General features: G+C 74.3%; 12 protein-coding genes and 1 riboswitch. Of the genes, 8 read left to right on the top strand and 4 right to left on the bottom strand.

Annotated elements, in window-relative coordinates; all coding sequences use genetic code 11:
* Window positions 1–83 precede the first annotated feature (83 nt).
* On the bottom strand, window positions 84–1,313 hold the full coding sequence (locus ACIRPU_RS34515) for a hypothetical protein (protein ID WP_403874461.1): 1,230 nt from the start codon (window positions 1,311–1,313) through the stop codon (window positions 84–86).
* Window positions 1,314–1,868: 555 nt separating this feature from the next.
* On the opposite strand from ACIRPU_RS34515, the gene ACIRPU_RS34510 reads away from it, so the two are divergent.
* The 6 genes from ACIRPU_RS34510 (at window position 1,869) to msrA (ending at window position 6,341) form a co-directional block, all read left to right on the top strand.
* On the top strand, window positions 1,869–2,969 hold the full coding sequence (locus ACIRPU_RS34510; protein ID WP_403874459.1) for an enoyl-CoA hydratase/isomerase family protein: 1,101 nt from the start codon (window positions 1,869–1,871) through the stop codon (window positions 2,967–2,969).
* 79 nt (window positions 2,970–3,048) lie between these two features.
* Window positions 3,049–3,191: riboswitch (cobalamin riboswitch) on the top strand.
* Window positions 3,192–3,227: 36 nt separating this feature from the next.
* Window positions 3,228–3,449, top strand: coding sequence for a CbtB-domain containing protein (locus ACIRPU_RS34505; protein ID WP_307166805.1), 222 nt, complete (start codon window positions 3,228–3,230; stop codon window positions 3,447–3,449).
* A 24-nt stretch (window positions 3,450–3,473) separates the two neighbouring features.
* Entirely contained in the window at window positions 3,474–4,235 is a 762-nt protein-coding gene (locus ACIRPU_RS34500; RefSeq protein ID WP_403874457.1) for a CbtA family protein, read from the top strand.
* A gap of 215 nt (window positions 4,236–4,450) precedes the next feature.
* Window positions 4,451–4,606: a hypothetical protein gene (locus ACIRPU_RS34495; protein WP_403874455.1), complete on the top strand. Its 156-nt coding sequence runs from the start codon at window positions 4,451–4,453 to the stop codon at window positions 4,604–4,606.
* Window positions 4,603–5,691, top strand: a complete 1,089-nt coding sequence (locus ACIRPU_RS34490; protein WP_403874453.1) for an FAD-dependent oxidoreductase — start codon at window positions 4,603–4,605, stop codon at window positions 5,689–5,691. Before ACIRPU_RS34495 ends, ACIRPU_RS34490 begins: the two co-directional genes overlap by 4 nt.
* 137 nt (window positions 5,692–5,828) lie before the next feature.
* Window positions 5,829–6,341: a peptide-methionine (S)-S-oxide reductase MsrA gene (msrA, locus tag ACIRPU_RS34485; RefSeq protein WP_403874451.1), complete on the top strand. Its 513-nt coding sequence runs from the start codon at window positions 5,829–5,831 to the stop codon at window positions 6,339–6,341.
* Between the two features lie 165 nt (window positions 6,342–6,506).
* Here the strand turns inward: msrA and ACIRPU_RS34480 are convergent, their stop codons facing one another.
* Window positions 6,507–6,938: a MarR family winged helix-turn-helix transcriptional regulator gene (locus ACIRPU_RS34480; RefSeq protein WP_403874449.1), complete on the bottom strand. Its 432-nt coding sequence runs from the start codon at window positions 6,936–6,938 to the stop codon at window positions 6,507–6,509.
* A gap of 64 nt (window positions 6,939–7,002) precedes the next feature.
* Here ACIRPU_RS34480 and ACIRPU_RS34475 point away from each other — a divergent pair, with 64 nt between their 5' ends.
* On the top strand, window positions 7,003–7,779 hold the full coding sequence (locus ACIRPU_RS34475; RefSeq protein WP_403874447.1) for an alpha/beta fold hydrolase: 777 nt from the start codon (window positions 7,003–7,005) through the stop codon (window positions 7,777–7,779).
* 56 nt (window positions 7,780–7,835) lie between these two features.
* On the opposite strand, the gene ACIRPU_RS34470 is transcribed toward ACIRPU_RS34475, so the two are convergent.
* Together ACIRPU_RS34470 and ACIRPU_RS34465 are read right to left on the bottom strand one after the other, a co-directional pair.
* Window positions 7,836–9,011 (bottom strand): hydroxymethylglutaryl-CoA synthase, encoded by a 1,176-nt coding sequence (locus tag ACIRPU_RS34470; RefSeq protein WP_403874445.1) that lies wholly within the window; start codon window positions 9,009–9,011, stop codon window positions 7,836–7,838.
* Between the two features lie 5 nt (window positions 9,012–9,016).
* On the bottom strand, window positions 9,017–9,808 hold the full coding sequence (locus ACIRPU_RS34465) for a thioesterase II family protein (RefSeq protein WP_403874443.1): 792 nt from the start codon (window positions 9,806–9,808) through the stop codon (window positions 9,017–9,019).
* A gap of 269 nt (window positions 9,809–10,077) precedes the next feature.
* Here ACIRPU_RS34465 and ACIRPU_RS34460 point away from each other — a divergent pair, with 269 nt between their 5' ends.
* Window positions 10,078–26,091 carry a type I polyketide synthase gene (locus tag ACIRPU_RS34460; protein WP_403874441.1) on the top strand — a complete coding sequence of 5,338 codons (16,014 nt, stop codon included), beginning with the start codon at window positions 10,078–10,080 and terminating at the stop codon, window positions 26,089–26,091.
* Window positions 26,092–26,324 lie beyond the last annotated feature (233 nt).

Here is a 26,324-nt window from a genome sequence, read left to right as displayed (position 1 = left end):
GAGTGGGGCGTGTGACACGTCCCGGTACGAGGCAATTCGGGCCCGGCCGCCTGCCGGCCGTCTACCGGCCGTCTACCGGCCGTCTACCGGTCGGCCACCTCGGGCTCGTCGCCGGCCGTGGCACCAGGGGCACCAGCGGTTCCTGTGGCACCCGTGGCGCCGGTGTTGCGGTCCTGGTCCGGCGGCCCGACCCGAGCCCCGGGAACGGCCGACGCCACCGGGCGCAGGCTTTTGGTCGTCTCCCTGAAGCGCTCCAGGGTCCGGCCCAGCTGCTGGAACGGCGAGCCGCTCTTCCTGACCGGCGCCTGCCGCGGTTCCCCGGCCTCGGCTGCCGCCTCGCGGTACGCGGCCAGCGCCTCGTGGGCGTGCTCGGCGGCCTCCCGGTACAGGTCCCGGGACTCCGTCATCGCCTCCAGGGCCTCCTTGTACATCACTACGAGCTCGCGCTCTCGCGCGAGCTCCTCCTGCGGGGTGAGCAGCTGCCACTCCTCCCGCAGCGCGGTGAGCGCGGCGTCGGCGTCCTGCGGCAGCGGCCTGGGCAGCGCCGCGAAGCGCCGTACCGCGTCCAGCAGCTCGGTGGGATGCGAGCCGTCCAGGAACACGCTGCGCACCGAGTGGTCGACCGGGTCGTAGTCGGCCGGAGCGGGCACGCCGGGCAGCACCAGCGCCCCGCCGCGCGGCACCTCCACCCCGGACTCCTTGAGGGCCCAGTTCACGGTGCGCAGCTGGTGCGGGGCCGCGCGGTGCTCGATGACCCGGTGGTGCAGGCCGGGCGGCAGCAGCGGGACCAGCGACCGCCGGCCGTGCTCGTCGGGCGTCATGGCCTCGTGCACGACGAGGTGGACGGTCCAGGTGTCCCGCAGTGCGCCCCGAAGCGCGCGCCGCAGCTCCTTGTCGTCCGCCGGGAGCGGATTGGCGGTGAGGAACCGCTCACCGGTGACGGTCTCGTTGCCCCACGGGGTGTCCGCGTCCCAGGACCAGAACATGCCGGCGGGCGACGGCCACCGCTGGTCCCACGGCCGCTCCGCCTCCGCCGTCAGCGTCCACTCCTGGCCCGGGCCCGACCACTCGGCGAGCCTCAGCCGGGCACGGACGGTCACCTCCTCGTCGACCAGCCACCGGGCCTCGAAGGCCGTCTCCCCCTCGGGGGTGTCGGCGTCGGGCAGCTCCATGAAGTCCTGGACGGTCCCGGCGTCCTTGAGTGCCTGAAGGTGCTTGCGCAGGACGTCCGGAGCGGCGGGGCCGGTGTGACGGCCACGGGTCTGCCACACCGTGGAGGGCGTCGTGGGCGGAACGGTCGCGGAGATGAGCATGAGTCCATTCGTGAGGGCGGGTGACGACGTGGCGACGACGTGCGAAGGCCAGTATCACTCGCCACGGGGGGTGTGCGATCAAGCGGGGCGGTGGCGTGGACGTCGGGAGGCGCCCCGCCGGGATGCACCTTCCCCGGCGCGACACACGTCACGCGTCCGGATCCGGCCCGTCCGCCGTCGGCCCGTGCGGGGGTGCGCGCCACTCGTACGGGGTGTGCGCCGTTCACCACGGCCGGTGACCCCGCACTCATGGGCCCGCCGGCGTCCGGGAACCGAGAATCGGAGCCGGTGGACAGGGCCCGCCCACCATCCGCTTCGGGGCGAGCCCTGTCCGCGTGCCCGGTGCGCCACCGGCACCGGCTGCCCGGTGACCGACCGGGCTCCTTGCCTCCACGGGGCCGGGGCTTCCCCGGCGAGCACGGCATGGAGAAGATCGTCCTGGAGAGGATCGTCCTGGAGAAGATCGTCCATGACCTGTGCGTCCCAGTGGATCCTGGAAGGAAGCGACGAGATCATGCGCGTCATCGTGGCCCGCGGCCTGACGGAGGCATCCGGATGAACGACATCGAGGACCCCGTCCTGCTGCACACCGCCGGCCGAGCCGCCCACATCACGCTCAACCGACCGAGGGCCATCAACGCCCTGAACCACACGATGGTGCGCCGGATCGACGAGGCGCTGGCCGTCTGGGAGCGCGACCCGGGCGTCGGGGCCGTCGTCCTCTCCGGGGCGGGGGAGCGCGGCCTGTGCGCGGGCGGCGACATCCGCGCCGTCCACGACGACGCCCGCGACGGCGACGGCACCGCCTCGGCCGCCTTCTGGCGCGACGAGTACCACCTCAACGCCCGCATCGCCCGTTACCCCAAGCCCTACGTCGCCCTGATGGACGGCATCGTGATGGGCGGCGGTGTCGGCGTCTCCGCGCACGGCAGCGTCCGGGTGGTCACCGAGCGGTCGAGGATCGCGATGCCCGAGACCGGCATCGGCTTCGTGCCGGACGTCGGCGGCACCCATCTGCTCGCCCGCGCCCCCGGCGGACTGGGCACCCATCTCGCCCTGACGGGGGCGCAGATCGGCGCCGGGGACGGGGTGTTGTGCGGGCTCGCCGACCACTACGTACCGTCCGGGTCGCTCCGCGACTTCGTCGACGACCTCGCCGAGCTGCCCGTCCGGGAAGCCCTGGACCGCCATGCACAGCCGCTGCCCGCGGGGGAGTTGGCGGGGCGCCGGGAGTGGATCGACAGCTGTTACGCGGCCGACACCGTCGAGGAGATCGTCCGACGGCTGTTCGCCCACGGCGACCCGGCGGCCAAGGAGGCCGCTGAGACCCTGTCGGCCAAGTCGCCCACCGCACTCAAGGTCACCCTGGCCGCCGTGCGCCGCGCCGCGCGGCTCGGCGCGCTGGAGCGGGTGCTGGAACAGGAGTACCGCGTCTCCTGCGCGGCCCTGACCACGCCCGACCTGGTCGAGGGCATCCGGGCCCAGGTCATCGACAAGGACCGCGACCCGCGTTGGTCGCCGGCCACTCTCGCCGAGGTCACGGCGGCCGACGTGGAGCGCTTCTTCACTCCGCTCGGCGAGCGTGAACTCGGGCTGCCCGGACCCGATGCGACCCCGGATGCGACCGCGGAGGCGGCCCCGGAGGCAGCCCGGTGAGCCGAACCGACGCGGTGATCCGGGCCACTTGGCCGTGGAGAGGGGTATCACGCCAGGTGGGGCGGTATTGGCCGACGGCCCCACACGCGGTACCGTCGCTCTGATATCGACGACGGCGAGACGGAAGCCGGTGGGAATCCGGCACGGTCGCGCCACTGTGGACGGTGTACCCCGAAGGGGCGCACCGCGAGTCAGACCCGTGGCCGTCGTCATGTGCACCACCGAGATGGGACGCGAACTCCCAGAGGAGGTCTTGCCATGGCGCAGCATGTCGCCCAGCCGACTACCAGCACGCCCGTCGTACCCGCCAAGTTGCCGTTGAAGGACATCGCCCCGTGGGCGGTCTTCTTCGGCGTCCTGATGCTGGTCCTGCTGTACTTCGTCGGCGCGGAGCAAGGCGCGACCGCCGTCGTCTCCGGCGAGGACGTTCACGAGTGGGTGCACGACGCCCGCCACCTGCTCGGTTTCCCCTGCCACTGATCCGAGGGGAACCCCAGCACACCCATGAACTCCGCAACGGTAAGGAATCTGCTCGTGCGGGGCATGCTCGCCGGCCTCGCCGCCGGCGTGCTCGCCCTGATCGTCGCCTACTTCCTCGGTGAGCCGAACGTCGACAGCGCGATCGGCTTCGAGGAGTCCCACGCCGCAGGCCACGAGCACCACGAGGTGGAACTCGTCTCCCGCAGCCTCCAGTCCACGGCCGGCCTCGCCACCGGCGTGCTGATCTACGGGGTGGCCTTCGGCGGCATCGCCGCCCTCGCCTTCTGCTTCGCCCTCGGCCGCGTCGGCCGGTTCACCCCGCGGGCCACGGCCCTGCTCCTGTCGGGGACCGCCCTGCTGGCCGTGTACGTCGTGCCGTTCCTGAAGTACCCGGCCAATCCGCCCGCGGTCGGCGACGCCGACACCATCGGCAAGCGGACCACCCTGTACTTCCTGATGATGGTGCTCAGCGTCCTCCTCGCGGTCGCCGCGGTGATCCTGGGCAAGCGGCTGGCGCCGAGGCTGGGCGCCTGGCACGCCACCGTCGCCGCCGTCCTCGGCTTCGTGCTCGTCATCGGAGTGGCCTACGAGTTCCTGCCGGCCGTCAACGAGGTGCCGAGCGACTTCCCGGCGGCCCTGCTGTGGCGGTTCCGCCTGTCCGCCCTCGCCCTGCAGGTCACGCTCTGGACGGGCTTCGGCCTCGTCTTCGGCGAACTGGCCGAACGGCTGCTGCACCCCAGGCCCGCCACGGTGACCGCGGGCACGCCGGTGGCCGCCCCCCGGTGACCTGACCGGCGTCACGACCCGACGAGAGGGCCCACGGAAACCATCCCGGGGGCCCTCTCGCGTGCGCGGGCCCGCCGTGATGATCGTGGCCGCACGTCGGGACCGGTCGGCGCCCGCGCCCGAGACCACCGACCTGCGGCCTGCCCAGGACCGGGCGTCCGCGGGCTGAAAGCCTCGCCCCGCCGGCCCGTGCCGAGGACTCCGAGCCCGCGCCGGTGGCGAGGCCCACCCGCTACGCCCCCTCCACCTGCGACCCGCTCCACCCCCTCCACCTGCGACCCGAGGACCTGGTCGCCCGTACGATCGAGTCCGCTGCCACGGCCCGCGTTCCGCTCACGGGCACCGGCCGGATCCCTGGGGAGGGACTGTGATCGCCGTAGTAGGCGCCGGACTCATGGGCGCGGCCACCGCCTGGCAACTGGCCCGCGGGGGCCACGAGGTCACGCTGATCGAGGCGTACGACGTCGGCCACCGGCACGGCAGCTCGCACGGCAGCTCACGGATCTTCCGGCGGGCGTACGCCGACCCTCTCTACGTACGGCTGACCGGACAGGCGTACGAGCAGTGGCGGGAGCTGGAGGACGACAGCTCGACCCCCTTGCTGCGCACGACCGGTGGCCTCGACATGGGCGAGGACCACGACCCGAGGGCGATCGCCGATCTCCTCGGTGCGGCCGGAGTGCCCCACGAACTCCTCGGCCCGCAAGCCGCCGCGGAGCGCTGGCCGTACATCCGCATCACCGACCCGGTGCTCTACCACCCGGACGCGGGCGTGGTCGACGCAGACGGGACCGTCGGGGCCTGCGTACGGCGGGCGATCGACCACGGGGCGGAGGCGATCATCGGCACCCGCGTCACCGGCATCGACGTCCGGGGGAGCGATAGGGCGCGGCTGCACACCGACGACGGCCGCGAGATCGTCGCCGACACGGTGGTGGTCGCGGCCGGCGCGTGGCTGCCCGAGCTCGGACTGCCCGTCGCCCTGCCACCGCTGCGGGTGACCCAGCAGCAGGTCTTCCACTTCCGGCAGCGGGACCCGGCCGTCAAGTGGCCGACCCTGATCTGGGACGGGGAGCTGCACCTCTACGGCCTGCCGTCCGGCAGCGACGGGGGTCCGCTCCCCGCGGTCAAGGTCGCCGAGCACGACCGCGGCACCCCGGCCACCGCCCGCACCCGCAGCGGGGTCGTCGACCCGTCGTCGCGGACCCGGGTCAGCGGCTTCGTACGCGACCGCCTCCCGGGTCTGGAGCCCGACCCGGTCGCCGAGGCGACCTGCCTCTACACCACCACCCCGGACGAGGACTTCGTGCTGGACCGCCACGGCCCGCTCGTCATCGTCTCCCCGTGCTCCGGACACGGCGCGAAGTTCGCGCCGCTCGTCGGCGCGATGGCGGCCGACCTGGCCACCGGCCGGGCCGAGCCGCACCCCCGCTTCCGGCTGGGACGCACGGGATAGGGCGGTGAGCGTGCCCCGGCGCCGCGTGGAATTGTTCAGGCCTCCCACGTGCTGTTGTATCCACAGAGGCTGGGACGCCGACGGTGTGCGAGCGAGCAGCGCACGTGGCCGAGGCGAGAGAGACGGAAGGTGCTGAGATGGCAGCGCAGACACAGAGGGCCGTGCTTGCGGGCGGATGCTTCTGGGGGATGCAGGACTTGATCCGCAAACTCCCGGGTGTGACGGAGACCCGGGTCGGATACACCGGGGGTGACGTACCGAACGCCACGTACCGTAACCACGGCACTCACGCGGAGGCCATCGAGATCCTCTTCGACGCCGAGAAGACCGACTTCCGCGCGCTCCTGGAGTTCTTCTTCCAGATCCACGACCCGAGCACCAAGAACCGCCAGGGCAACGACATCGGCCTCAGCTACCGCTCGGCGATCTACTACGTGGACGACGAGCAGAAGCGGATCGCCGAGGACACCATCGCCGACGTGGACGCCTCCGGACTGTGGCCGGGCAAGGCCGTCACCGAGGTCGAGCCGGTGGGCCCCTTCTGGGAGGCCGAGCCCGAGCACCAGGACTACCTGGAGCGTTACCCCGAGGGCTACACCTGCCACTTCCCCCGCCCCGGATGGCGGCTTCCGGCCCGCACCCAGGGCTGAACCACCCCGCCGTCGGCACCGGCGCGGACGTCGTGCCGGGCCCGCGCGGCAACCCGGCAGGCCCCGGACATCGCTCCGGGGCCTGCCGGACCAGGCGTCCCGGGAAGCCAGGCGGAAATGTTCTGAGGGAACCCAGGGGTGACCGTGCCCTAGGGGCCGCTTGTCCTAGGGGCCGCTTTCGGCTTCGGGGCGCCCCTCGATCTTCCGCAGCAGTTCCAGCAGCGCCTCTCGCTCCGTCTCCGCCAGGCCCTCGAAGCACTCCGCGAGCACCGAGTTCGCCACCTCGTGGCCCGCCTTCAGCACCCGCTCCCCCTCGGGGGTGAGGTGGTGCTCGAGACGCCGGCCGCGCCCGGGCCGCCGGTCCACCAGCCCCTGCGCCGCCAGCCGTCCGGCGAGCGTGCCGAACGCCTGCTCGCTCTGGAACGTCGCCGCCGCCAACTCCCGTGCGCTGACGCCCGGCGTGCGGTCGATCGCCCGTAGCGCGTCCCACTGCGCGAGCGTGCTGCCGACGGACGCGAGGCGGCTGTCGAGCGCGCGGTGCTGGCGGTACTGGACGGCCTTCACGGCCCTTCCGAGGATCTGCGGTTCAACGGGCATGCTCATCAGGTTAGCACCATGACTAAACTTGCTTATATAAACATCCTTAGTTAGTGTCCTGGTCATGACTTCGGAACTGACGCTCACTGAATCCGGTCCCGCCGCCGGCCGCCCCGTCCTCGTCCTGCACGGCGGCGGTGGGCCCGCCACCGTCGCCTCGATCGCCGAGCACTTCGCCGCGACCGCCCCCACCCTGCTGCCCACCCACCCGGGCTGGAACGGCACCCCCCGGCCCGACGGCCTCAACCGCGTGGCAGACCTCGCCGCCGCCTACCTCCGCCTCCTCCGCGAGCGCCACCTGTCCGACGTCCTGGTCGTCGGCTCCTCGCTCGGCGGCTGGATCGCCGCCGAGCTGGCCGCGGCCGACACCCAGGGCCTGATCAGCGGCATCGTTCTGATGGACCCGGTCGGCATCGAGGTCGAGGGCGAACCGATCCGCGACTTCTTCGCCCTCGACCCGCGAGGCGTCGCCGAGTACGCGTACCACGACTCCGATCGCTTCTACGTCGACCCGGCGACCGTCCCGGCCGAGCGACTCGCCGTCCTCCGGGGCAACATGGCGGCCCTGCGCGTCTTCTCCGGCGGCCCCGCCATGAGCGACCCCGCCCTCCGACCCCGCCTCGCGGCCGTCACCGTCCCCACCCTCGTCCTGTGGGGCGAGAGCGACCGCATCGTGACCCCGGCGTACGGCAAGGAGTACGCCGCGTCGTTCGCGAACGCCCGCTTCGAAGTCGTGGCGGAAGCGGGCCACCTGCCCCATCTCGAACAGCCGGCGCGCACCTTCGCCCTGCTCGACGGCTTCGCCGCGGAGACCGGGGGGCACGTCCGCGATCCGCGATGACTCCCTCGCGGTCGGCCGTCACGGCAGAGACCCGCGCCGCCGTGAGCGCCCCGGCTCTAGCGCCTCTCGTAGATGCGCTTGTGGCCGCGGAGCGCTGCCAGCCGGAAGGGCCCGGTGGTCTGCGGCGGAGTCGGATGGTCGCCGCCGTCGGCCGGGAAGGACCGCCCGTGCAGCTCGCGGTAGGCGGCGTAGTCGAGCCGCCGACGCCGGTCGATCGCCTCCTGGTGCGCCGCGGTCCGCAGGTGCTCCCGGTAGCCGGGGACGGCGGTCCCTGCGAAGAACTCGGCGACACTGCCCGAGCCGTAGCTGAGAAAGCCGATGGGCCGGCCGGTCAGGTCGTCCGCCTGGTCGAGCAGTGCGGCGAGACCGAGATACGCCGACGCGGTGTAGCTGTTGCCGATGACCCTGTTGTAGGCCGTGGTCCGCCCGACGGCTCGCCAGAGCCGCGCCTCGTCGGCGTCGTACCCACAGGTGTTCAGCAGGTGGCGGTGGGCCTTGTGGGCCATCTTCGTGAACGGCTGGTGGTAGCAGAACGCGGTGAACTCGTCGAGCGAACGGCCGCCCTGCCCCTGGTAGTCCTTCCAGGTGCTTTCCACCGCCTGGAGATATGCGGTGATGGACTCCTGCCCGTCGACCAGCGCGGCGTCACGGTAGTTGGGCCGCCAGAAGTCCATGACGTCGGCGGTGAACAGGCCCGACGGTTCCTCGATGCGGACCAGCGACGGATCCGAGCCGACCAGCATGGCCACCGCTGCCGCGCCCTGGGTCGGCTCACCCGGGCTGTCCAGGTCGTACTTGGAGATGTCGCTCGCGACCACGAGGACCTGCTGCGCGGGGTCACGCAGCACGAGGCCGATGGCGAACTGCAGGGCCGCCGTCGCCCCGTAGCAGGCTTGCTTCAGTTCGACGACCCTGGTGGCCGATGCCAGCCCGAGCAGCGAATGGACGTACACACCGGCCGACTTCGCCTGGTCGATCGACGACTCCGTGGCGAACACGACCGTCCGGATCCGATCGGTGCCGTGCCGGGCGACGAGGGGCGCGGCGGCGGCCGCGCCCATGGTCACGACGTCCTCGTCGGCGGCGGGCACGCTCATCGACCGCTGCCCGATGCCCACATGGTATTTGCCGATCTCGGTGCCGTTGTGATCGGCGAGTGCCGTGTGCGGCAGGACGAACTCGGTCGTCGCCCATGACAGATCGTGAATTCCTATGGCGCGATCGCCGGTCATGCTCTCTACACCGACCTCTGCTTGTCGTCGTGTTCTAGCTGGACGCACGCCGACAGACGGTCGGTGAGCGCGGTCGTCACCTCTTCGTGCCGGTCCACCAGATAGAAGTGGCCGCCCGGGAAGGTGAGAGAGTCGAACGAGGCCGTGGTGTGGTGGCGCCAGGCATCGACGCCCGGGGCGGAGACCTTGGGGTCGGTCCGGCCGTTGAGCGCGGTCACCGGGCACCCCAGGGGCGGGCCGGGCACGTAGCGATAGTCCTCCACCATGCGGTAGTCCGCGCGGATGACCGGCAGGGCGAGCCGCATCAGCTCCTCGTCGGCGAAGACGCGCGGGTCCGTGCCGCCCAGTCCGCGCATCTGCCGGAGCAGAAGGGCGTCGTCCAGCTGTGGGCCGAACTCCCGCCTGTGCAGGGACGGCGCCCCGCGTCCCGACACGAACAGGGCCACCGGGGGACGGCCGACGGCTTCCAGCCGGCGGGCCGTCTCGAAGGCCGCCATCGCGCCCATACTGTGCCCGAAGAGGGCGAACGCGCGGTCGGTCCAGGGCGTCAGCTCGGCGACGAGCGCTTCGGCGAGCGCGGTCAGTGCCTTCATCGGGGCTTCCGCCCGGCGCTCCAGGCGTCCGGGGTACTGCACGGCGAGGACGTCGACGTCCGGGGCCAGCCTGCGGGCCAGGCCGCTGTAGAAGGTCGCCGAGCCGCCCGCGTGCGGCAGACACACCAGCCGGACCGGCGCCTCGGGCGCGGGCGCGTACCGCCGTATCCACGGTGAGGCGAGGGGGGATTCGCGCGTGGACATTCCGCTCCTTGGGTTGGTCGTCGCCGCCCACCGTAGAGACGGCCGGATCCGGCGCGCATCCCCCGCCCTGGTAGCGGGCGGTGCGGGCCCCGGCGATCTCCTACCAGGCTGAGGGATGTTCGGTGGCGGGGGTCGACCTAGCCTCCAGAAGGATGGAGCCGAAGGGCCGCGCCTGAGCATCTCCTTCGAGCGCCGCGACAACTCGTGAAGGCCGACGGCACCGCCGCGCCGCCGGCGGACGAGCCGCTCCGTGAAAGGACGTGCGACCCGTGCGTGCTGACCTGATCGACGTCCTGCCCGTCATCCTCAAGAGGAATGCGGCCCGCTTCGCGGGCAAGGTCGCCTTCTCGGACGGCCGACGGGCGGTCACCTACGATCAGTTGGAGGAGCGGACGCGTCGGCTGGCCGGCCACCTGGCCGGACTCGGCGTGCGGCGCGGTGACCGGGTGGCGATCTGCCTGCGCAACTGCGTCTCCATGGTGGAGAGTTACCTCGCCGTGGTCCGGGCCGGCGGCGTGGGCGTGCCGGTCAACCCGGCCTCCACCGCGGCCGAGCTGGACTGGCTGCTGGCGGACAGCGGCGCCGCCGTGGTCGTCACCGACGCCGTGCACGCGCCGGAGTTCCTCCGTCCGTCGGCACCTGCATCCGGCGCCACGGTGCTGGTGACGGGCGCCGCGCCGGCACCGCAGGGCACCCGCTCCTTCGACGAACTGGCCGTCACCGAGCCCGCCACGCCCGCGCCGGACGATCTCGGCCTGGACGAACCGGCGTGGATGTTCTACACCTCGGGGACGACCGGAGAGCCGAAGGGGGTGCTGTCCACCCAGCGCAACTGCCTCTGGTCCGTCGCCTCTTGCTACGTTCCGATACCGGAGCTCTCGCCGGAGGACCGGGTGCTGTGGCCCCTGCCGCTGTTCCACAGCCTCTCCCACATCGCGTGCGTGCTGTCGGTGACCGTGGTCGGGGCGAGCGCCCACCTGCTGGACGGCGCGTCCGCCGAGGACGTCCTGGCGGCTCTGCGCGCCCACCGGTCGACTTTCCTGGCCGGCGTTCCCACCACGTACCACTACCTGGTCGAGACGATCCGCCGCCGGCCGTTCTCGCTGCCCGACCTGCGGATCGGCCTGGTCGGCGGCGCGGTCGCCGACCCCGAGCTGTGCCGCGCCTTCCGCGAGAGCTTCGGCGCGCCGCTGGTGGACGCCTACGGCAGCACGGAGACCTGCGGGGCGATCACCATGAACCCGCCCGACGGCATGCGGGTCGACGGTTCCTGCGGGCTGCCGGTACCCGGGGTCCAGGTCCGCCTCGTCGATCCCGACACCGGCACGGACGTCCCCACCGGGTGCGAGGGCGAGGTCTGGGTCAGTGGTCCGAACGTCATGCTCGGCTACCACGGCCGGCCCGAGGAGACCGCCGCGGCGATGAGGGACGGCTGGTACCGCACCGGCGACCTGGCCCGGCGCGACGAACACGGCTACTTCACGGTCTGCGGCCGCAGGTCGGACCTCGTGATCAGGGGCGGCGAGAACCTCCACCCGGAGGAGGTCGAGACGGTGCTGCGCACGGCCCCGGGAGTGGCCGACGCCGGGGTGACCGCCCGGCCGCACGACACCCTCGGCGAAGTACCGGTCGCCTACGTCGTCCCGGCCGCCGACGAGCTGGACGTCGCGGCGCTGGTCGACCTCTGCCGCGCGCGGCTGGCGGCCTTCAAGGTGCCCGAGGAGATCTACGAGGTCGCCGCGATCCCGCGTACCGCCTCCGGCAAGATCACGCGGCGCAGGCTCGCCGAGCAGCCCGCCGTGCTGCGGTACGCCGCGAGCGGTCATCACGACGACCTGTTCGAGGTCGACTGGGTGCGGACGGCCGCCCCGGGGTCCGGAGCCGCTCCCGCGTCCTGGGCGCTGGTGGGCCCGGGGGCCGCCGCACTGGCCGCCGCCTGGCCGGGCGGCGCCGCCCACCACACCGACCTGGCCGACGCCGACGGCACCGCGGAGGTGACCGTGGTCCTGCCGGCCGAGGACACCGGCCGGGATTCCCTGGCGGCGGCCGGCACCGACGCCCGGCGGTTCGCCGAGCGGCTGGCCGACTGGCTCGCCCGGCCGGAACACGGCCGCGGCCGTCTGCTCGTCCTCACCCGCGGCGCGGTGCCGGTGCGCCCCGAGGACGGTGCGCCGGATCCGGCGCAGGCCGCACGGCGGGCCGCCGCGCGCGCTCTGCGGACGCGGTACCCGGACCGGCTGGTCGTCGTCGATCTGGATGCGGACAGCGAGCCGCTGCCGGCCGTTCTGACGCCGGTGCTCGGGACGGACGAGCCGTGGTCGGCGCTGCGGGCCGGTGTGCCGTACGTGCCGAGGCTGGCGCGGGTGCCGGTGGCCGATCGACCGCGGCGGCCCTGGCCCGGCGCGGCGGGCACCGTCGTGGTGACCGGCGCCGACACGGTGCGCGGGGCGGCGCTCGTCCGCCATCTGGTCGCGGTCCATCAGGTCCGGCACCTGCTGTTGGTGGGCGAGGAGCGCGCACTCGATCCGGAGGTCGCCGGGGCGGACGTGCGGTGGTCGTCCGGCGCCGAGCGGTCCCTGCGAGCCGCGATCGACGACGTGGCCGCTCCGGTGGCCGCTGTGATCCACGCGGCCGGCGACCTGGCCCCGGCAGCCTTCCTGGCCGCCGCCACGGCCGGACAGTCCCACCGACGGACGTTCCTGGTGATCGCCGATCCGGCCGACCCGATGGTCGCGACCGGCGGCACGGGCACGCCGGACGGGATTGGTGGGGCGGACGAGGTCGATGGGACGGATGATTCGGACCGGCTCCTCTTCGCCGTCCTCGCCGACGCCCTGGCACGCCGCCACGGTGGGTCCTTCCTCGGCTGGCCGCAGGACGAAGCCGCCGATCCGCGCAGGGTCCGCGCCGGGCTGTCCGCCGTGGACACCCTCCTCGGAGGGGGCCGTACGTCCCTGCTCTGCCTCCACGTGCGTCGACCGGCCGCCGACGCCGTGGTGCCGCCACCGCTGCGGGCGGTGTTCCCCGAGGTCTCCGCGCAGAGCCGTCCCGACGAGGCCGTCACGGCAGCGCTCCACGACGAACTGGCCCCTCTCGACGAGCGGGCCCGGCGCGCCCGACTGGAACAGCTGGTCATGGAGCAGACCGCGGGCGTGCTGCCCGGGTCCGCTCCGCGAACCCCCACGGCCGACCGTGCGTTCCGCGACCTCGGCCTCACCTCCGTGGCCGTGGTGGAACTGCGCAACCGGCTCACCGAGCGCACCGGACTGTGGCTGCCCACCACCGTCACCTTCGACCACCCGACCCCGCGGTCGCTGGCCGAGCACCTGCGCGCCGAGGTGTTCGGCGGCCCCCGGCCGGTCAGGGAGGCCGTTGCGGCCGTCGACGCGGACGACCCGGTGGTGATCATCGGCATGGCCTGCCGCCTGCCCGGCGGCGTCAGCGGTCCCGACGAGCTGTGGCGTCTGGTCTGCGAGGGGCGCGACGCGCTGTCGCCGTTCCCCACCGACCGCGGCTGGGACACCGAAGGCCTGTTCGACGCGGATCCCGGCCGCTTCGGCACCTCGTACGTCGACCGGGGCGGATTCCTGACCGACGCCGGAGAGTTCGACGCCGGCTTCTTCGGGATCTCGCCACGCGAGGCACTGGCCATGGATCCCCAGCAACGACTGCTGCTGGAGACCTCGTGGGAGGCGCTGGAGCACGCCGGCATCGACGCGTCGACCCTGAGGGGCGCCGACGTGGGCGTCTTCTCCGGGGTGATGGAGCAGGAGTACGCCGTCTCCGGCGCCGTACCGGAGGCGGTCGAGGCGTTCGCCACCGCGGGCCGGGCGGCCAGCGTGGCATCCGGGCGCGTCAGCTACGTGCTGGGGTTCACCGGGCCCGCCGTCACCGTGGACACGGCGTGCTCCTCCTCCCTGGTGGCCCTCCATCTGGCGGCCCAGGCCCTGCGCACGGGGGAGTGCTCCATGGCGCTGGCCGGCGGCGCCACGGTCATGGCCACCCCCCGGACCTTCGTCGAGTTCTCCCGGCAGCGGGCGCTGGCGAGCGACGGCCGTTGCAAGTCGTTCGCCTCGGCCGCGGACGGCACCGGCTGGGCCGAAGGCGCCGGCGTGCTGGTGCTGGAACGCCTCTCCGACGCCCGCCGCCACGGACACCGCGTGCTCGCGGTGGTGCGCGGCTCGGCGGTGAACCAGGACGGCGCGTCCAACGGCCTGACCGCGCCGAACGGTCTCGCCCAGCAGCGGGTCATCAACCGGGCCCTGGCCGCGGCCGGCCTGTCCGCCGCCGACGTCGACGCCGTCGAGGGTCACGGCACGGGAACGGTGCTGGGGGACCCCATCGAGGCCGGGGCGCTGCTGGCCACGTACGGCCAGGGGCGCGACCCGGAACTTCCGCTGTGGCTGGCGTCGTTGAAGTCGAACATCGGCCACACCCAGGCCGCGGCGGGCGCGGCCGGTGTGATCAAGACGGTGCAGGCGCTGCGGCACGCGGTGTTGCCGGCCACCCGCCATGTCGACGCGCCGACGACGAAGGTCGACTGGTCGGCGGGTGCGGTGTCCCTGGTGACCGAGAACCGACCCTGGCCGGACACCGGACGGCCGCGCCGGGCCGGAGTCTCCAGCTTCGGGCTCAGCGGCACCAACGCCCACGTGATCCTGGAGGAAGCACCGGCGCCGGCCCCCCGTGCGGAGCCGGCGGCGGGCGAGGAGCCGTCGGCGGCGCCCGCCGTGGTGCCGCTGGTGCTCTCCGCCCGCAGCGAGGGCGCGCTGCGCGGCCAGGCCCGGCGACTGGCGTCCCTCCTCGAGGGCTCCGGCGACTCATGGGCGGACGTGGCCTCGGCGCTCGTGTCCCGCAGGGCCGTCCTGGAGGAGCGGGCCGTCGTCCTGGCGGTCAGCAGGGCGCAGGCACTGGACGCGCTGGCGGCGCTGGCCGCGGGGGAGAGCAGCCACGCCGTGGTGCGCGGGACCGCCGACGCGCCCGACGCGCCTCGCCGTGTCGTCATGGTGTTCCCCGGCCAGGGCGCGCAGTGGGCCGGCATGGGACGGGAACTGCTCGCCCACTCACCGGTGTTCGCCGAGCGGGTCGGCGACTGCGCGCGCCTGCTCGCACGGTGGGCCGACTGGTCGCTGCTCGACGTCCTGCGCGGCGACGCCGATCCGGAGCTGCTGCGGCGGGTGGACGTCGTACAGCCCGCCAGTTTCGCCGTCATGGTCGGGCTGGCGGCGGTGTGGGAGTCGGTGGGCGTGCGCCCGGACGTGGTCGTCGGGCACTCGCAGGGTGAGATGGCCGCGGCCTGTGTGGCCGGCGCCCTGTCGCTGGAGGACGCGCTGCGGGTGGTCGCGCTGCGCAGTCGGGCGATCGCCGCGCGGCTGTCCGGCCGTGGCGGGATGGCGTGGGTCGCGCTCAGCGCCGACGCCGCGGCGGAACGCATCCGGCCCTGGGGCGGCCGGCTGTCGGTCGCGGCGGTGAACGGCAGCGCTTCCGTCGTCCTGTCCGGTGCGGCCGACGCACTCGACGAGGTGCTGGCGGAGCTGGCCGGCGAGGGCGTGCGGGTGCGCCGGGTCGCGGTGGACTACGCCTCGCACAGCGAACAGGTGGAGGACATCCGCGATGCGCTGAAGGAGGCGCTGGGCGGGCTCGACGCCAAGGCTCCGGCTGTGCCCTTCCACTCGACCGTCACCGGTGAGCCGGTCGTCGGCGCGGGCGTTCTCGACGGCGAGTACTGGTGGCGGAACCTGCGTCGGCAGGTCCGGTTCGGGCCCGTCGTCGGTCGGCTGCTGGACCAGGGCCACGATGTGTTCGTCGAGGTCAGCGCCCATCCGGTGCTGGTGCAGGCGGTCACGGAGATCCTGGACGAGGCCGCCGTGCCCGCGGTGGTCACCGGGTCGCTTCGCCGGGACGACGGCGGTCCGCTCCGGCTGGCGGCCTCGATGGCCGAACTGTTCGTGCGCGGGGTGGCGGTGGACTGGACCGGCCTGCTGCCCGCTCCGGGAGCGGACTGGGTGGAGCTGCCGACGTACGCCTTCGACCGGCGGCACTACTGGCTTCGGGGGGTGCCCGCAGGCGATCTGGCGTCGCTGGGGCTCGCCGACGCCGGGCACCCGCTGCTGGGCGCGGTGGTCCGGACGCCCCACCCGGGCGGCGCGGTCGCCACCGCCCGGTGGTCGGCCGCGCCGCATCCCTGGCTCTCCGCGGCCGGCGACCCGGTGGTCGTACCCGACGCCGCGCTCGTGGAACTGGTCGTACGCCTCGGCGACGAGACCGGCACACCCGTCGCCGACGAGCTGACCGTCGACCGGTCGGTGACCCTGCCGCGCCACGGCGGCCGTGTCGTCCAGATCGTCGTCGGCGAGGCAGGCGGGGACGGGCGCAGGCCCGTCGAAGTGCACTCCCGAGCCGAGGCGGGCGCGCCGGACGGGCCGTGGACACGGCACGCGCACGGCGTCCTGGCTCCCTTCTCCGAGGTCGCGGACCTTCCCGGACTCGGCGCACCCCGCGAGGCGGCGCTGCCGGAATCCGCGCTGGGCGACGTTCCGCGCTACGGCATCCATCCCGCGTTGCTGGATGCCGCCGTCCGCACGGTCCTGCCCGAGGACACCCGGGTCACGCGGTGGACCGGGGTGCGGCTGCTGGCCTCCGGCGCGTCCGCGCTGCGTGTGCGGTCGGGCGTCACGACGCCGGTCGGAGAGCGCCGTCGGGTGGCGGGCCTGGAACTCGTCACGGAGGCGGGCCGGCCGGTCATGACCGTCGACCGCCTCGACGCCGGGCCGGTCACCGAGGACCGCGGCGGGCCGGCGGACCATCTCTTCGCCGTCCAGTGGGGAGAGTGGAGCCCCGCGCAACCGGCCGCGGCCGATGTCCGGCAGGTCGGGACGGCGGCCGACGTCACCGCGGCGACCGGCGCGGATCTGCTGGTGTACGAGGCGGAACCCGGGGAGCCGCGGGCGGCGGTCGCCGCGGCGCTGGCCGTGCTCCAGGCGTTCGTCGCGGCTCCGGGCGCCGACGAGACCCGGTTCGCCGTCGTGGTCCCCTACGGCACCGATCCGGGCGCGGCCGCCGTCGGCGGTCTGGTGCGCTCGGCCCAGTCGGAACACCCGGGCCGGATCGTGCTGGTCGAGGCCGACGCGGCGGGCCGGGCACGGGTGCCCGCCGTCGCGACGGGCGACGAACCCTGGCTGCGGATCCGGGGCGGGCGCACCGAGGTGCCCCGGCTGGCCGGCCCGGCCCCCGCCGGAGCCGCCCGCCCGCTGGACCCGGCGGGCACGGTGCTGATCACCGGAGGCACCGGCACCCTCGGCGCCCTGACCGCGCGGCACCTGGTCACCCGGCACGGCGTACGGCGCCTCGTACTCGCCGGGCGGCGGGGCCCCGCGGCGGAGGGCGCCGGCGAACTGGCGGCCGAACTGACCGCGCTCGGCGCGCACGTCACGGTCACCGCCGTCGACGTGGCCGACCGCGCCGGACTGGCCGCACTTCTCGACGCGGTCCCGGCGGAGCACCCGCTCACCGCGATCGTGCACAGCGCCGGGGTCCTCGACGACGGCGTGCTCACCGAGCTGACCCCGAGCCGCCTCGACGCGGTGTTCCGACCCAAGGTCGACGCGGCGCTGCACCTGGACGAACTGACGCGGGATCTGGACCTCGCCGCCTTCGTGCTCTTCTCGTCGGCCGCCGGGGTGCTCGGCAACCCGGGGCAGGGCAACTACGCCGCCGCCAACGCCGCGCTGGACGCGCTGGCCGCGCGCCGGCACGACCTCGGGCTGCCCGCGGTGTCCGTCGCCTGGGGCTACTGGAGCCGGTCCAGCGGACTGACCCGGCACCTGGGCCGCGCCGACCTGCGGCGCAACGAGTCCATCGGCATGGCCGGTCTCTCCGACGCCGAGGGCATGGCCCACTTCGATGCCGCGCTGGGGGCCGGGCCGCGGTGTGTCGCGGCCAAGCTCGACCCGGCCGCCCTCGCGGCCGCCGACGCCCCGGTCCCCGCCCTGCTGCGCGGCCTGGTCCCGCGGCGTCGCCCGGCCGCCCGGGCCGTGGTCACGGACGTCCGGCCGACGTTGACCGGGCGACTCACCGGGCTGCCGCCCGCCGAGCAGACCGCCGCACTCCTCGCATCGGTGCGCCGGCACGCCGCGGCGGTCCTCGGCCACGCCGGGCCCGGCTCCATCGGCGCCGACCGGACGTTCAAGGACGCCGGGTTCGACTCGCTGACCGCGCTGGAACTGCGCAACCGGTTGGCCGCGGAGACCGGCCTCACCCTGTCCCCGGCGATGATCTTCGACTACCCGAGGCCCGTCGCGCTCGCCGAGCACCTGCGGGCCCAGCTCCTGGGCGAACCGGCGAGCCCCGCGGCCCCGGCACGACAGGAGACGCCGCCCGCTGCGGAACCGATCGCCGTCGTGTCGATGGCGTGCCGTTTCCCGGCCGGGGTGCGCAGTCCGGAGGACCTGTGGCGGGTGGTGTCCGAGGGAATCGACGCGGTCGGCCCCTTCCCCGAGGACCGTGGCTGGGACACCGACGGACTCTTCCACCCCGACCCCGACCACCCGGGCACCACCTACGTCCGCCACGGCGCCTTCCTCGACGACGCCGCCGGGTTCGACGCGGCCTTCTTCGGCATCTCGCCGAACGAGGCGCTGGCGATGGACCCGCAGCAGCGGCTGCTCCTCGAAACGGCGTGGGAGACGTTCGAGCGGGCCGGCATCGACCCCACCGGTCTGGCCGGCCAGGACGTCGGGGTGTTCGCGGGCATCAACAGCCACGACTGGTCGATACGGCTGCACCGGGCCGCCGAGGCCGAGGGGTTCCGCCTGACCGGCAGCTCCGGCGGTGTCCTCTCCGGCCGGATCGCCTACCACCTCGGCCTTGTCGGCCCCGCCCTCACCGTGGACACCGCGTGCTCCTCCTCACTGGTGGCGCTGCACCTGGCGACCCAGGCGATGCGGCTCGGCGAGTGCTCCATGGCACTCGTCGGCGGCGTGATGGTGATGGGCGACGTCGAGACCTTCGTGGAGTTCTCCCGGCAGCGCGGCCTCGCATCCGACGGGCGCTGCAAGGCGTTCGCCGACGCCGCCGACGGCACCGGCTGGTCCGAGGGCGCCGGACTCCTGCTCCTCGAACCCCTCTCCGAGGCCCGGCGACGCGGGCATCCGGTCCTCGCCGTGATTCGCGGCAGCGCGGTGAACTCCGACGGTGCCTCGAACGGGTTGACGGCGCCGAACGGTCCCTCGCAGCAGCGGGTCATCCGGCAGGCGCTGGCCGCGTCGGGTCTGGGGCCGGCGGACGTGGACGTGGTGGAGGCTCATGGGACGGGCACCGTGCTCGGTGATCCGATCGAGGCCCAGGCGCTGCTGGCGACGTACGGGCAGGAGCGCGAGGAGCCGTTGTGGCTGGGCTCGGTGAAGTCGAACATCGGGCACACCCAGGCCGCGGCGGGGGTCGCCGGTGTGATCAAGATGGTGCAGGCGCTGCGCCACGGCGTACTGCCGCGCACGCTGCACGTCGACCGTCCCTCGACCCATGTCGACTGGGCGGCGGGCAACGTCCGGCTGCTGACGGAGGGCCGTGACTGGCCGGAGACCGGACGCCCGCGCCGGGCCGGTGTGTCGTCCTTCGGCATCGGCGGCACCAACGCCCACGTCATCCTCGAAGAGGCCCCGGGACCGGAGGCGTCCGCGTCCGGTCCGGGCCCCGTGTCCGCGGCGTCCGGCGCCGAGCCGGGCCGCACGGCCGGAGCGCCGGATCCCGCCCGGGCGCCGGTGTCGGTGCCGGTTCCTGTGCCGTTGTCGGCGCGCAGCCCTGTCGCGCTGCGCGGTCAGGCGGCCCTGCTCGCCGACTTCCTGGCCGGCCGCCCGGAGGCGTCCCTCACGGACACCGCCCTGGCGCTCGCCACCGGCCGCGCCCAACTCGACTGCCGTGCCGTGCTGCTGGCCCGCGACCGGGACCAGCTGCTCGTCGGGCTGCGCGCGCTGGCGGACGGCTCCGCCGCCGACGTCATGGGCGGCCCGGCCGACGGCAAGCTGGCCTTCCTCTTCACCGGCCAGGGCAGCCAGTGGGCAGGCATGGGCCGGGCCCTGGCCGAGACGTTCCCGGTGTTCGCCGAGGCGTTCACCGACGCCTGCGCGGCCGTGGAACGCCATCTGGGCGATCACGGCGTACGGCCTCTCGCCGAGGTGGCGTTCGGCGAGCCCGGCTCCGCCGAGAGCGAGCTGCTCGACCGGACCATGTACACCCAGGCGTGCGTGTTCGCGCTGGAGACCGCGCTGTTCCGTCTCTTCGCCTCCTGGGGCGTGCACCCCGATCTCGTGGCCGGCCACTCCATCGGGGAGATCACCGCGGCCCACGTGAGCGGCGTGCTCGGCCTGGCCGAGGCAGGTGAACTGGTGGCGGCGCGCGGCAGGCTCATGCAGGGGCTGCCCCAGGGCGGCGCCATGGCCGCCGTCCAGGCCACCGAGGCCGAGGCGGCCGATCTGCTGGCGCGCGCCCCGGGCACACCGGCCGTCGTGGCCGTCGCGGCCGTCAACAGTCCCGGCTCGCTGGTGCTGTCCGGCGAGGAGGACGCCGTGCTCGCCGTCGTCCGTGAGCTGGCCGCACGCGGGCGCAAGACCCGCCGGCTCCCGGTCAGCCACGCCTTCCACTCGCCGCTGATGGCGCCGATACGCGAGGAGTTCCGTGCCGTCGCCGAACGGCTGACGTACCGGCCGGGCGAGCTGCCGGTCGTGTCCACCGTGACCGGGGCCCTCGTCACGGACGGCCGGCTGGCCACCCCGGAGCACTGGGTCGAACAGGTCGAGGCCCCCGTGCGGTTCGCCGACGCCGTCACCGCTCTGTGCGCGCAGGGCGCGGTCACCTTCGCCGAAGTCGGCCCGGGCGGCGCCCTGGTCGCCATGGCCCTGGAATCGCCCGACGTGCCGGCCGAGGGCTGCTTCCCGACCCTGCGCGAGAACGGCGCGACGCCGGACGTACTGACCGCGCTGGCCGGGCTGCACACGCGGGGCGTGGCCGTCGACTGGCCGGCGGTCCTCGGCGTCCCGGCCACCGGCACGCTCGCCGCCGAGCTGCCCACCTACGCCTTCCAGCACCGGCGCTACTGGCTCGACGAGCCCGCGCCGGGCGAGAGCGGCGCGGCGCGGGCGCTGCCGGAGGCCGAGCCCGCCGGTGACGTGGTGACCGCCGTCGGCCGTTCCGACGCGGACCGGCGCCGGACGTTCCTGGAGCTGATCCGGGAGAGCACCGCCGTCGTCCTCGGCTACCGCGGCGACGAGGCGTTCGACGAGGACCAGCCGTTCAAGAGCCTCGGCTTCGACTCCCTCACCGGGGTCCGCCTCAGCCGCCGGCTCCACGACCTCACCGGCGTACAGGTCCCCGCGACCGCGGTGTTCGACCACCCGACCCCGGCGGCGTTGGCCGCGTATCTGTCGGGGGAGAAGCCCTCGGTCGCCGTCGCCGTACCGTCGTACGCGAACGAGCCGATCGCGATCGTCGGAATGAGCACGCGGCTGCCCGGCGACGTGAACAGCCCCGAGGAGCTGTGGCGACTGGTCGCCGACGGACGCGACGCCGTCTCCGGGTTCCCGATCGACCGCGACTGGGATCTCGAAGGGCTCTATCACCCCGACCCGGCCCACCCCGGGACCAGCTATACGCGCGCCGGCGGATTCCTGCACGACGCCGCGCAGTTCGACGCCGGGCTGTTCGGGATCTCCCCGCGCGAGGCCCTGGCCATGGACCCGCAGCAGCGGCTGCTGCTGGAGACCTCCTGGGAGGCGCTGGAGCACGCGGGCATCGACCCGCTCTCGGCCGGTGGCCGGGACGTCGGCGTCTTCACCGGGATCGTCCACCACGACTACGTCACCCGCCTGCGCAGCGTGCCCGAAGAAGCCCAGGGCTACGTGATGACCGGCACCTCCTCCAGCGTGGCCTCGGGCCGGATCTCCTATGTGTTCGGATTCGAGGGCCCGGCCGTCACCGTCGACACCGCCTGTTCCTCGTCGCTCGTGGCGATCCATCTGGCCGCGCAGGCCCTGCGGCAGGGCGAATGCTCCCTGGCGCTCGCCGGCGGCGCGACCGTGATGGCGAGCCCGGACGCCTTCCTGGAGTTCTCCCGGCAGCGGGGGCTGTCCGCGGACGGCAGGTGCAAGGCCTTCTCGTCCACGGCCGACGGCACCGGCTGGTCCGAGGGCGTGGGCGTGGTCGTCCTGGAACGGCTGTCCGTCGCCCAGGAGAAGGGCCACCGCGTCCTCGCCGTGATGCGTGGCAGCGCGGTGAACTCCGACGGTGCCTCGAACGGGTTGACGGCGCCGAACGGTCCCTCGCAGCAGCGGGTCATCCGGCAGGCGCTGGCCGCGTCGGGTCTGGGGCCGGCGGACGTGGACGTGGTGGAGGCTCATGGGACGGGCACCGTGCTCGGTGATCCGATCGAGGCCCAGGCGCTGTTGGCGACGTACGGGCAGGAGCGCGAGGAGCCGTTGTGGCTGGGCTCGCTGAAGTCGAACATCGGGCACACCCAGGCCGCGGCGGGGGTCGCCGGCGTGATCAAGATGGTGCAGGCGCTGCGCCACGGCGTACTGCCGCGCACGCTGCACGTCGAAGAGCCCACCCGGCAGGTGGACTGGTCGTCCGGTGCGGTGCGGCTCCTCACCGAGGCGCAGGAGTGGCCGCGCGGCGACCGGCCGCGTCGCGCCGCCGTCTCCGCCTTCGGGGCGAGCGGCACGAACGCGCACCTGATCCTCGAGGAGGCCGACCCGGCCCCCGAGGAGGCCCGGCCCGCCGCCCTCGCGCCCCCGGCCGGCCCGGACACCCCGCCCCCCGTGCTCCCGCTGGTGCTGTCGGCCCGGACGCCCCGCTCACTGGCCGCGCAGGCCGCCCGGACGGCCGCGTTCCTGGGGGACCCGGCCGGTCCGTCGCTCCCCGCGGTCGCCTCGGCCCTGGTGACCGCGCGGGCGACGCTCACCGAGCGGGCCGTCGTCGTGGCCGGGACGCGCGCGGAGACCCTGGCCGGTCTGGAGGCCCTGGCCCGGGGCGAGAGCGCGCCGCACACGGTCACCGGCAGCGCCGCGGTCCCCCCGGGCAAGGTCGTCCTGGTCTTCCCGGGCCAGGGGTCCCAATGGGCCGGCATGGGGCGGGACCTGCTGGACGCCTCGCCGGTGTTCGCGCAGCGGATCGCGGAGTGCGCCCGCGCCCTCGACCCCTGGATCGACTGGTCCCTGATCGACGTCCTGCGCGGCGACGCCGACGCCGAGATGCTGGAGCGCGTCGACGTCGTCCAGCCGGCGAGCTTCGCGATGATGGTCGGCCTGGCGGCGGTGTGGGCCGCGGTCGGCGTGCTGCCCGACGCCGTCGTGGGACATTCGCAGGGCGAGATCGCGGCGGCCTGCGTGGCCGGGGCGCTGTCGCTGGAGACCGCCGCCCGGATCGTCGCGGTCCGCAGCCGGGCCATCGCGGCCACCCTGTCCGGGCGCGGCGGGATGGCGTCGGTTGCTCTCGACGCGGAAGAGGCGCGCCGCCGCCTGCTGCCCTGGGACGGGCGGGTGGAGGTCGCCGCCGTGAACGGCCCCGCGTCGGCCGTGGTCGCGGGGGACACGGAGGCACTCGGCGAGGCCCTCGACGCGCTGTCCGCGCAGGGGGTCCGGGTCCGGCGGGTGCCGGTGGACTACGCCTCGCACACCCGGCACGTCGAAGATCTGGAGGAGGTGCTGGCGCAGGCGCTCGCGGACGTCGAGGCGAGCGCGCCGCGGGTGCCGTTCCACTCCACGGTGACCGGCGAACAGGTCACCGAGGACTCGGTCCTGGACGGCGCCTACTGGTATCGCAACCTGCGTCGACCGGTCGGGTTCGGGCCGGTCGTCGCGGAGCTGCTGCGGCTGCGGCACGGCGTCTTCGTCGAGGTCAGCGCCCACCCGGTGCTGGTCCAGCCGGTCACCGACCTGGCGGACGACAGCGTGGCCGGGCCGTCCCGTCCGATCGTCTGCGGCACCCTCAGGCGCGATGACGGCGGCCTCGGGCGTCTGCTGGCCTCGGCCGCCCAGCTCTTCACCGGCGGTGTGGCGGTCGACTGGGCAGCGGTCCTGCCGACCGGCGTCACCCCCGCGCACGACCTGCCGACGTACGCCTTCGAGCGTCGGCACTACTGGCTGGGCGAAGGCACGGCATCCGACCACGACGCCGGGGCGGCCGGGGGCACGGACGACGACTTCTGGACGGCGGTCGAAGACACGGACATCGGCTCGCTCGGCGAGCTGCTGGCTCTCTCCACCGACCAGCGTGAGGCGCTGAGCACGCTGGTGCCCGTCCTCACCGACTGGCGCAGGGGCCGGCGTGAGCGCTCGACCGCGGCGAAGCTGCGCTACACCGTCACCTGGAAGCCGTTGGAGCGGGAGTCCGTGGGCGTTCCCGGCGGCCGGTGGCTCGTCGTCGTACCGGACGGCGCACGGCCCGACGAGCTGCTGACGGCGATGACCGGGCTCGGGTTCGACCACCTGCTGTTGACGGCCGGGGACACGGACCGGTCCGCGCTCGCCGAGCGGCTCACCCGCGTCCTCGCCGACTGCGAGGTGTCCGGTGTGCTGTCCCTGCAAGCCCTCTGTCAGCGTCCGGGCACCGGCCCGCAGGACCCGACCGCACTCACGGCGTCGGTCCTCACGCTCGTCCAGGCGCTCGGTGACGCGGGCGTCACCGCGCCCCTGTGGTGCGCGACCCGGGGCGCGGTGAACATCGGCATCCGCGACGCCCTCGACGCGCCCGCCCAGGCGGCGTTGTGGGGACTCGGCCGAGTCGTCGGGCTGGAACGCCCCGACCGGTGGGGCGGTCTGATCGACCTGCCGGCGATCATCGGGCCGCGGACGGCGCAGCACCTGCTGGGCGTGCTCAGCGGCACCTCGGGCGAGGACCAGCTGGCGATCCGGCGTTCCGGCGTCTACGTCCGCCGGCTCGTCCGCAAGCCCGTGCCCGGGTCCGCCGACGGCGGCTGGCGGCCGCGCGGCACGGTGCTGGTCACCGGCGGCGCGGAAGGGCTCGGCCGGCACGCCTCGCTGTGGCTGGCGCGGGCCGGGGCGGCCAGGCTGGTCGTCACCACGACCGCCGGTGCGCCCGAGGACCGCGTGGACCGTCTGCGCGCCGAACTCGGCGAGTGGGGAACCGGGCTGGAGTACTGCGCCCTGGGGGACACGGAGCGGCTCGCCGAGCTGCTGTCCGCCGATCCGCAGCGGCCGCTCACCGCCGTGGTGCACGCCGCCGACATCACGCAGACCAGCCTTCTCGACGACACCGGAGCGGCGGACCTCGCGGCGGTCTTCGGGACCAAGGTGGAACCGGCGGTCTGGCTGGCCGAGCGGTACGCCGGCACACCGCTCGACGCGTTCGTGGTGTTCTCCTCGATCGCCGGTGTCTGGGGCGGCGGCGGCCAGAGCCCGTCCGGCGCGGCCAACGCGGTGCTCGACGCACTCGTCGAGTGGCGCCAGGGGCAGGGCCTCGCGGCGACCTCGATCGCCTGGGGCGCGCTGGACGAGACCGGAGTGGGCATGGACGAGGCGACCCTGGCGCAGTTGCGGCGCCGCGGTGTCCTGCCGATCGACCCGAGGCAGGCGGTCACCGCGTTGGCGCAGGTGGTGGAGGCGGGTGAGAAGGCCGTCACGGTCGCCGACATGGACTGGGCCGCCTTCGTCCCGGCGTTCACCTCCGTCCGGCCCAGCCCGCTGTTCGCGGATCTGCCGGAAGCGGCGGACGTGCTGCGGGCGGCGGCGGCCGACGACGGCGGCGAGGCCACCTCCTCCCTGCTGGACTCCTTGCGCGCGGTCGCGGAGGCCGAACAGGACCGCATTCTGCTGCGGCTCGTGCGCGGCCAGGCGGCGGCGGTCCTCGGGCACAGCGGCGCCGACGCCATCGGCCCCGCCCAGGCATTCCAGGAGGTCGGATTCGACTCGCTGGCCGCGGTCAACTTCCGCAACGGCCTGCACACCGCCACCGGGCTCAAGCTCCCGTCCACGCTGGTCTTCGACTATCCGACCCCGGAGGCGCTCGTCCGCTACCTGCGGGAGGAACTGCTGCGCGATCCCGGGGACGACCTCGGCGTCCGGGACGAGGACCTCAGGCGCGTGCTGGCCACCGTCGCGCTGGAGCGGTTCCAGGAGGCGGGGGTGCTGGAGACGCTGCTCGCCCTCGCCGAGGACGGCGGGGGCGAGCGGGCCGAGGCGGTCGCGGCGGCCCGGGACGACGACGGGGAGGACGACATCGACGCGATGGACGTCGGCAGCCTGGTGCAGCGGGTTCTGGGCGCCTCCGGCTGAGACGGCGTCGGCGCCGCGCACGAGCCGCACGAGCCGCGCGACCTGGACGGCCCGGCGGGAGCGGAGCGGGTCGTCCAGGTCGCCCAGGACGTCGTGGCGCGGGTCCTGGAGCGGACGCCGCGCCGACCGCCCGCGGAGCGGGACCGCTGCGCGAGGCCGCGCGGGCCTGAGCACACCGAAGGGGGCTCCCGGTGCACGGGGAGCCCCCTTCGGACGGATACGGCGGTCAGCCG

The organism is Streptomyces sp. NPDC102259, assembly GCF_044766465.1.
GTDB lineage: Bacteria > Actinomycetota > Actinomycetes > Streptomycetales > Streptomycetaceae > Streptomyces.
Note: the sequence above shows the minus strand (reverse complement) of the source record. Positions and strands in the feature narration are given on the sequence as shown.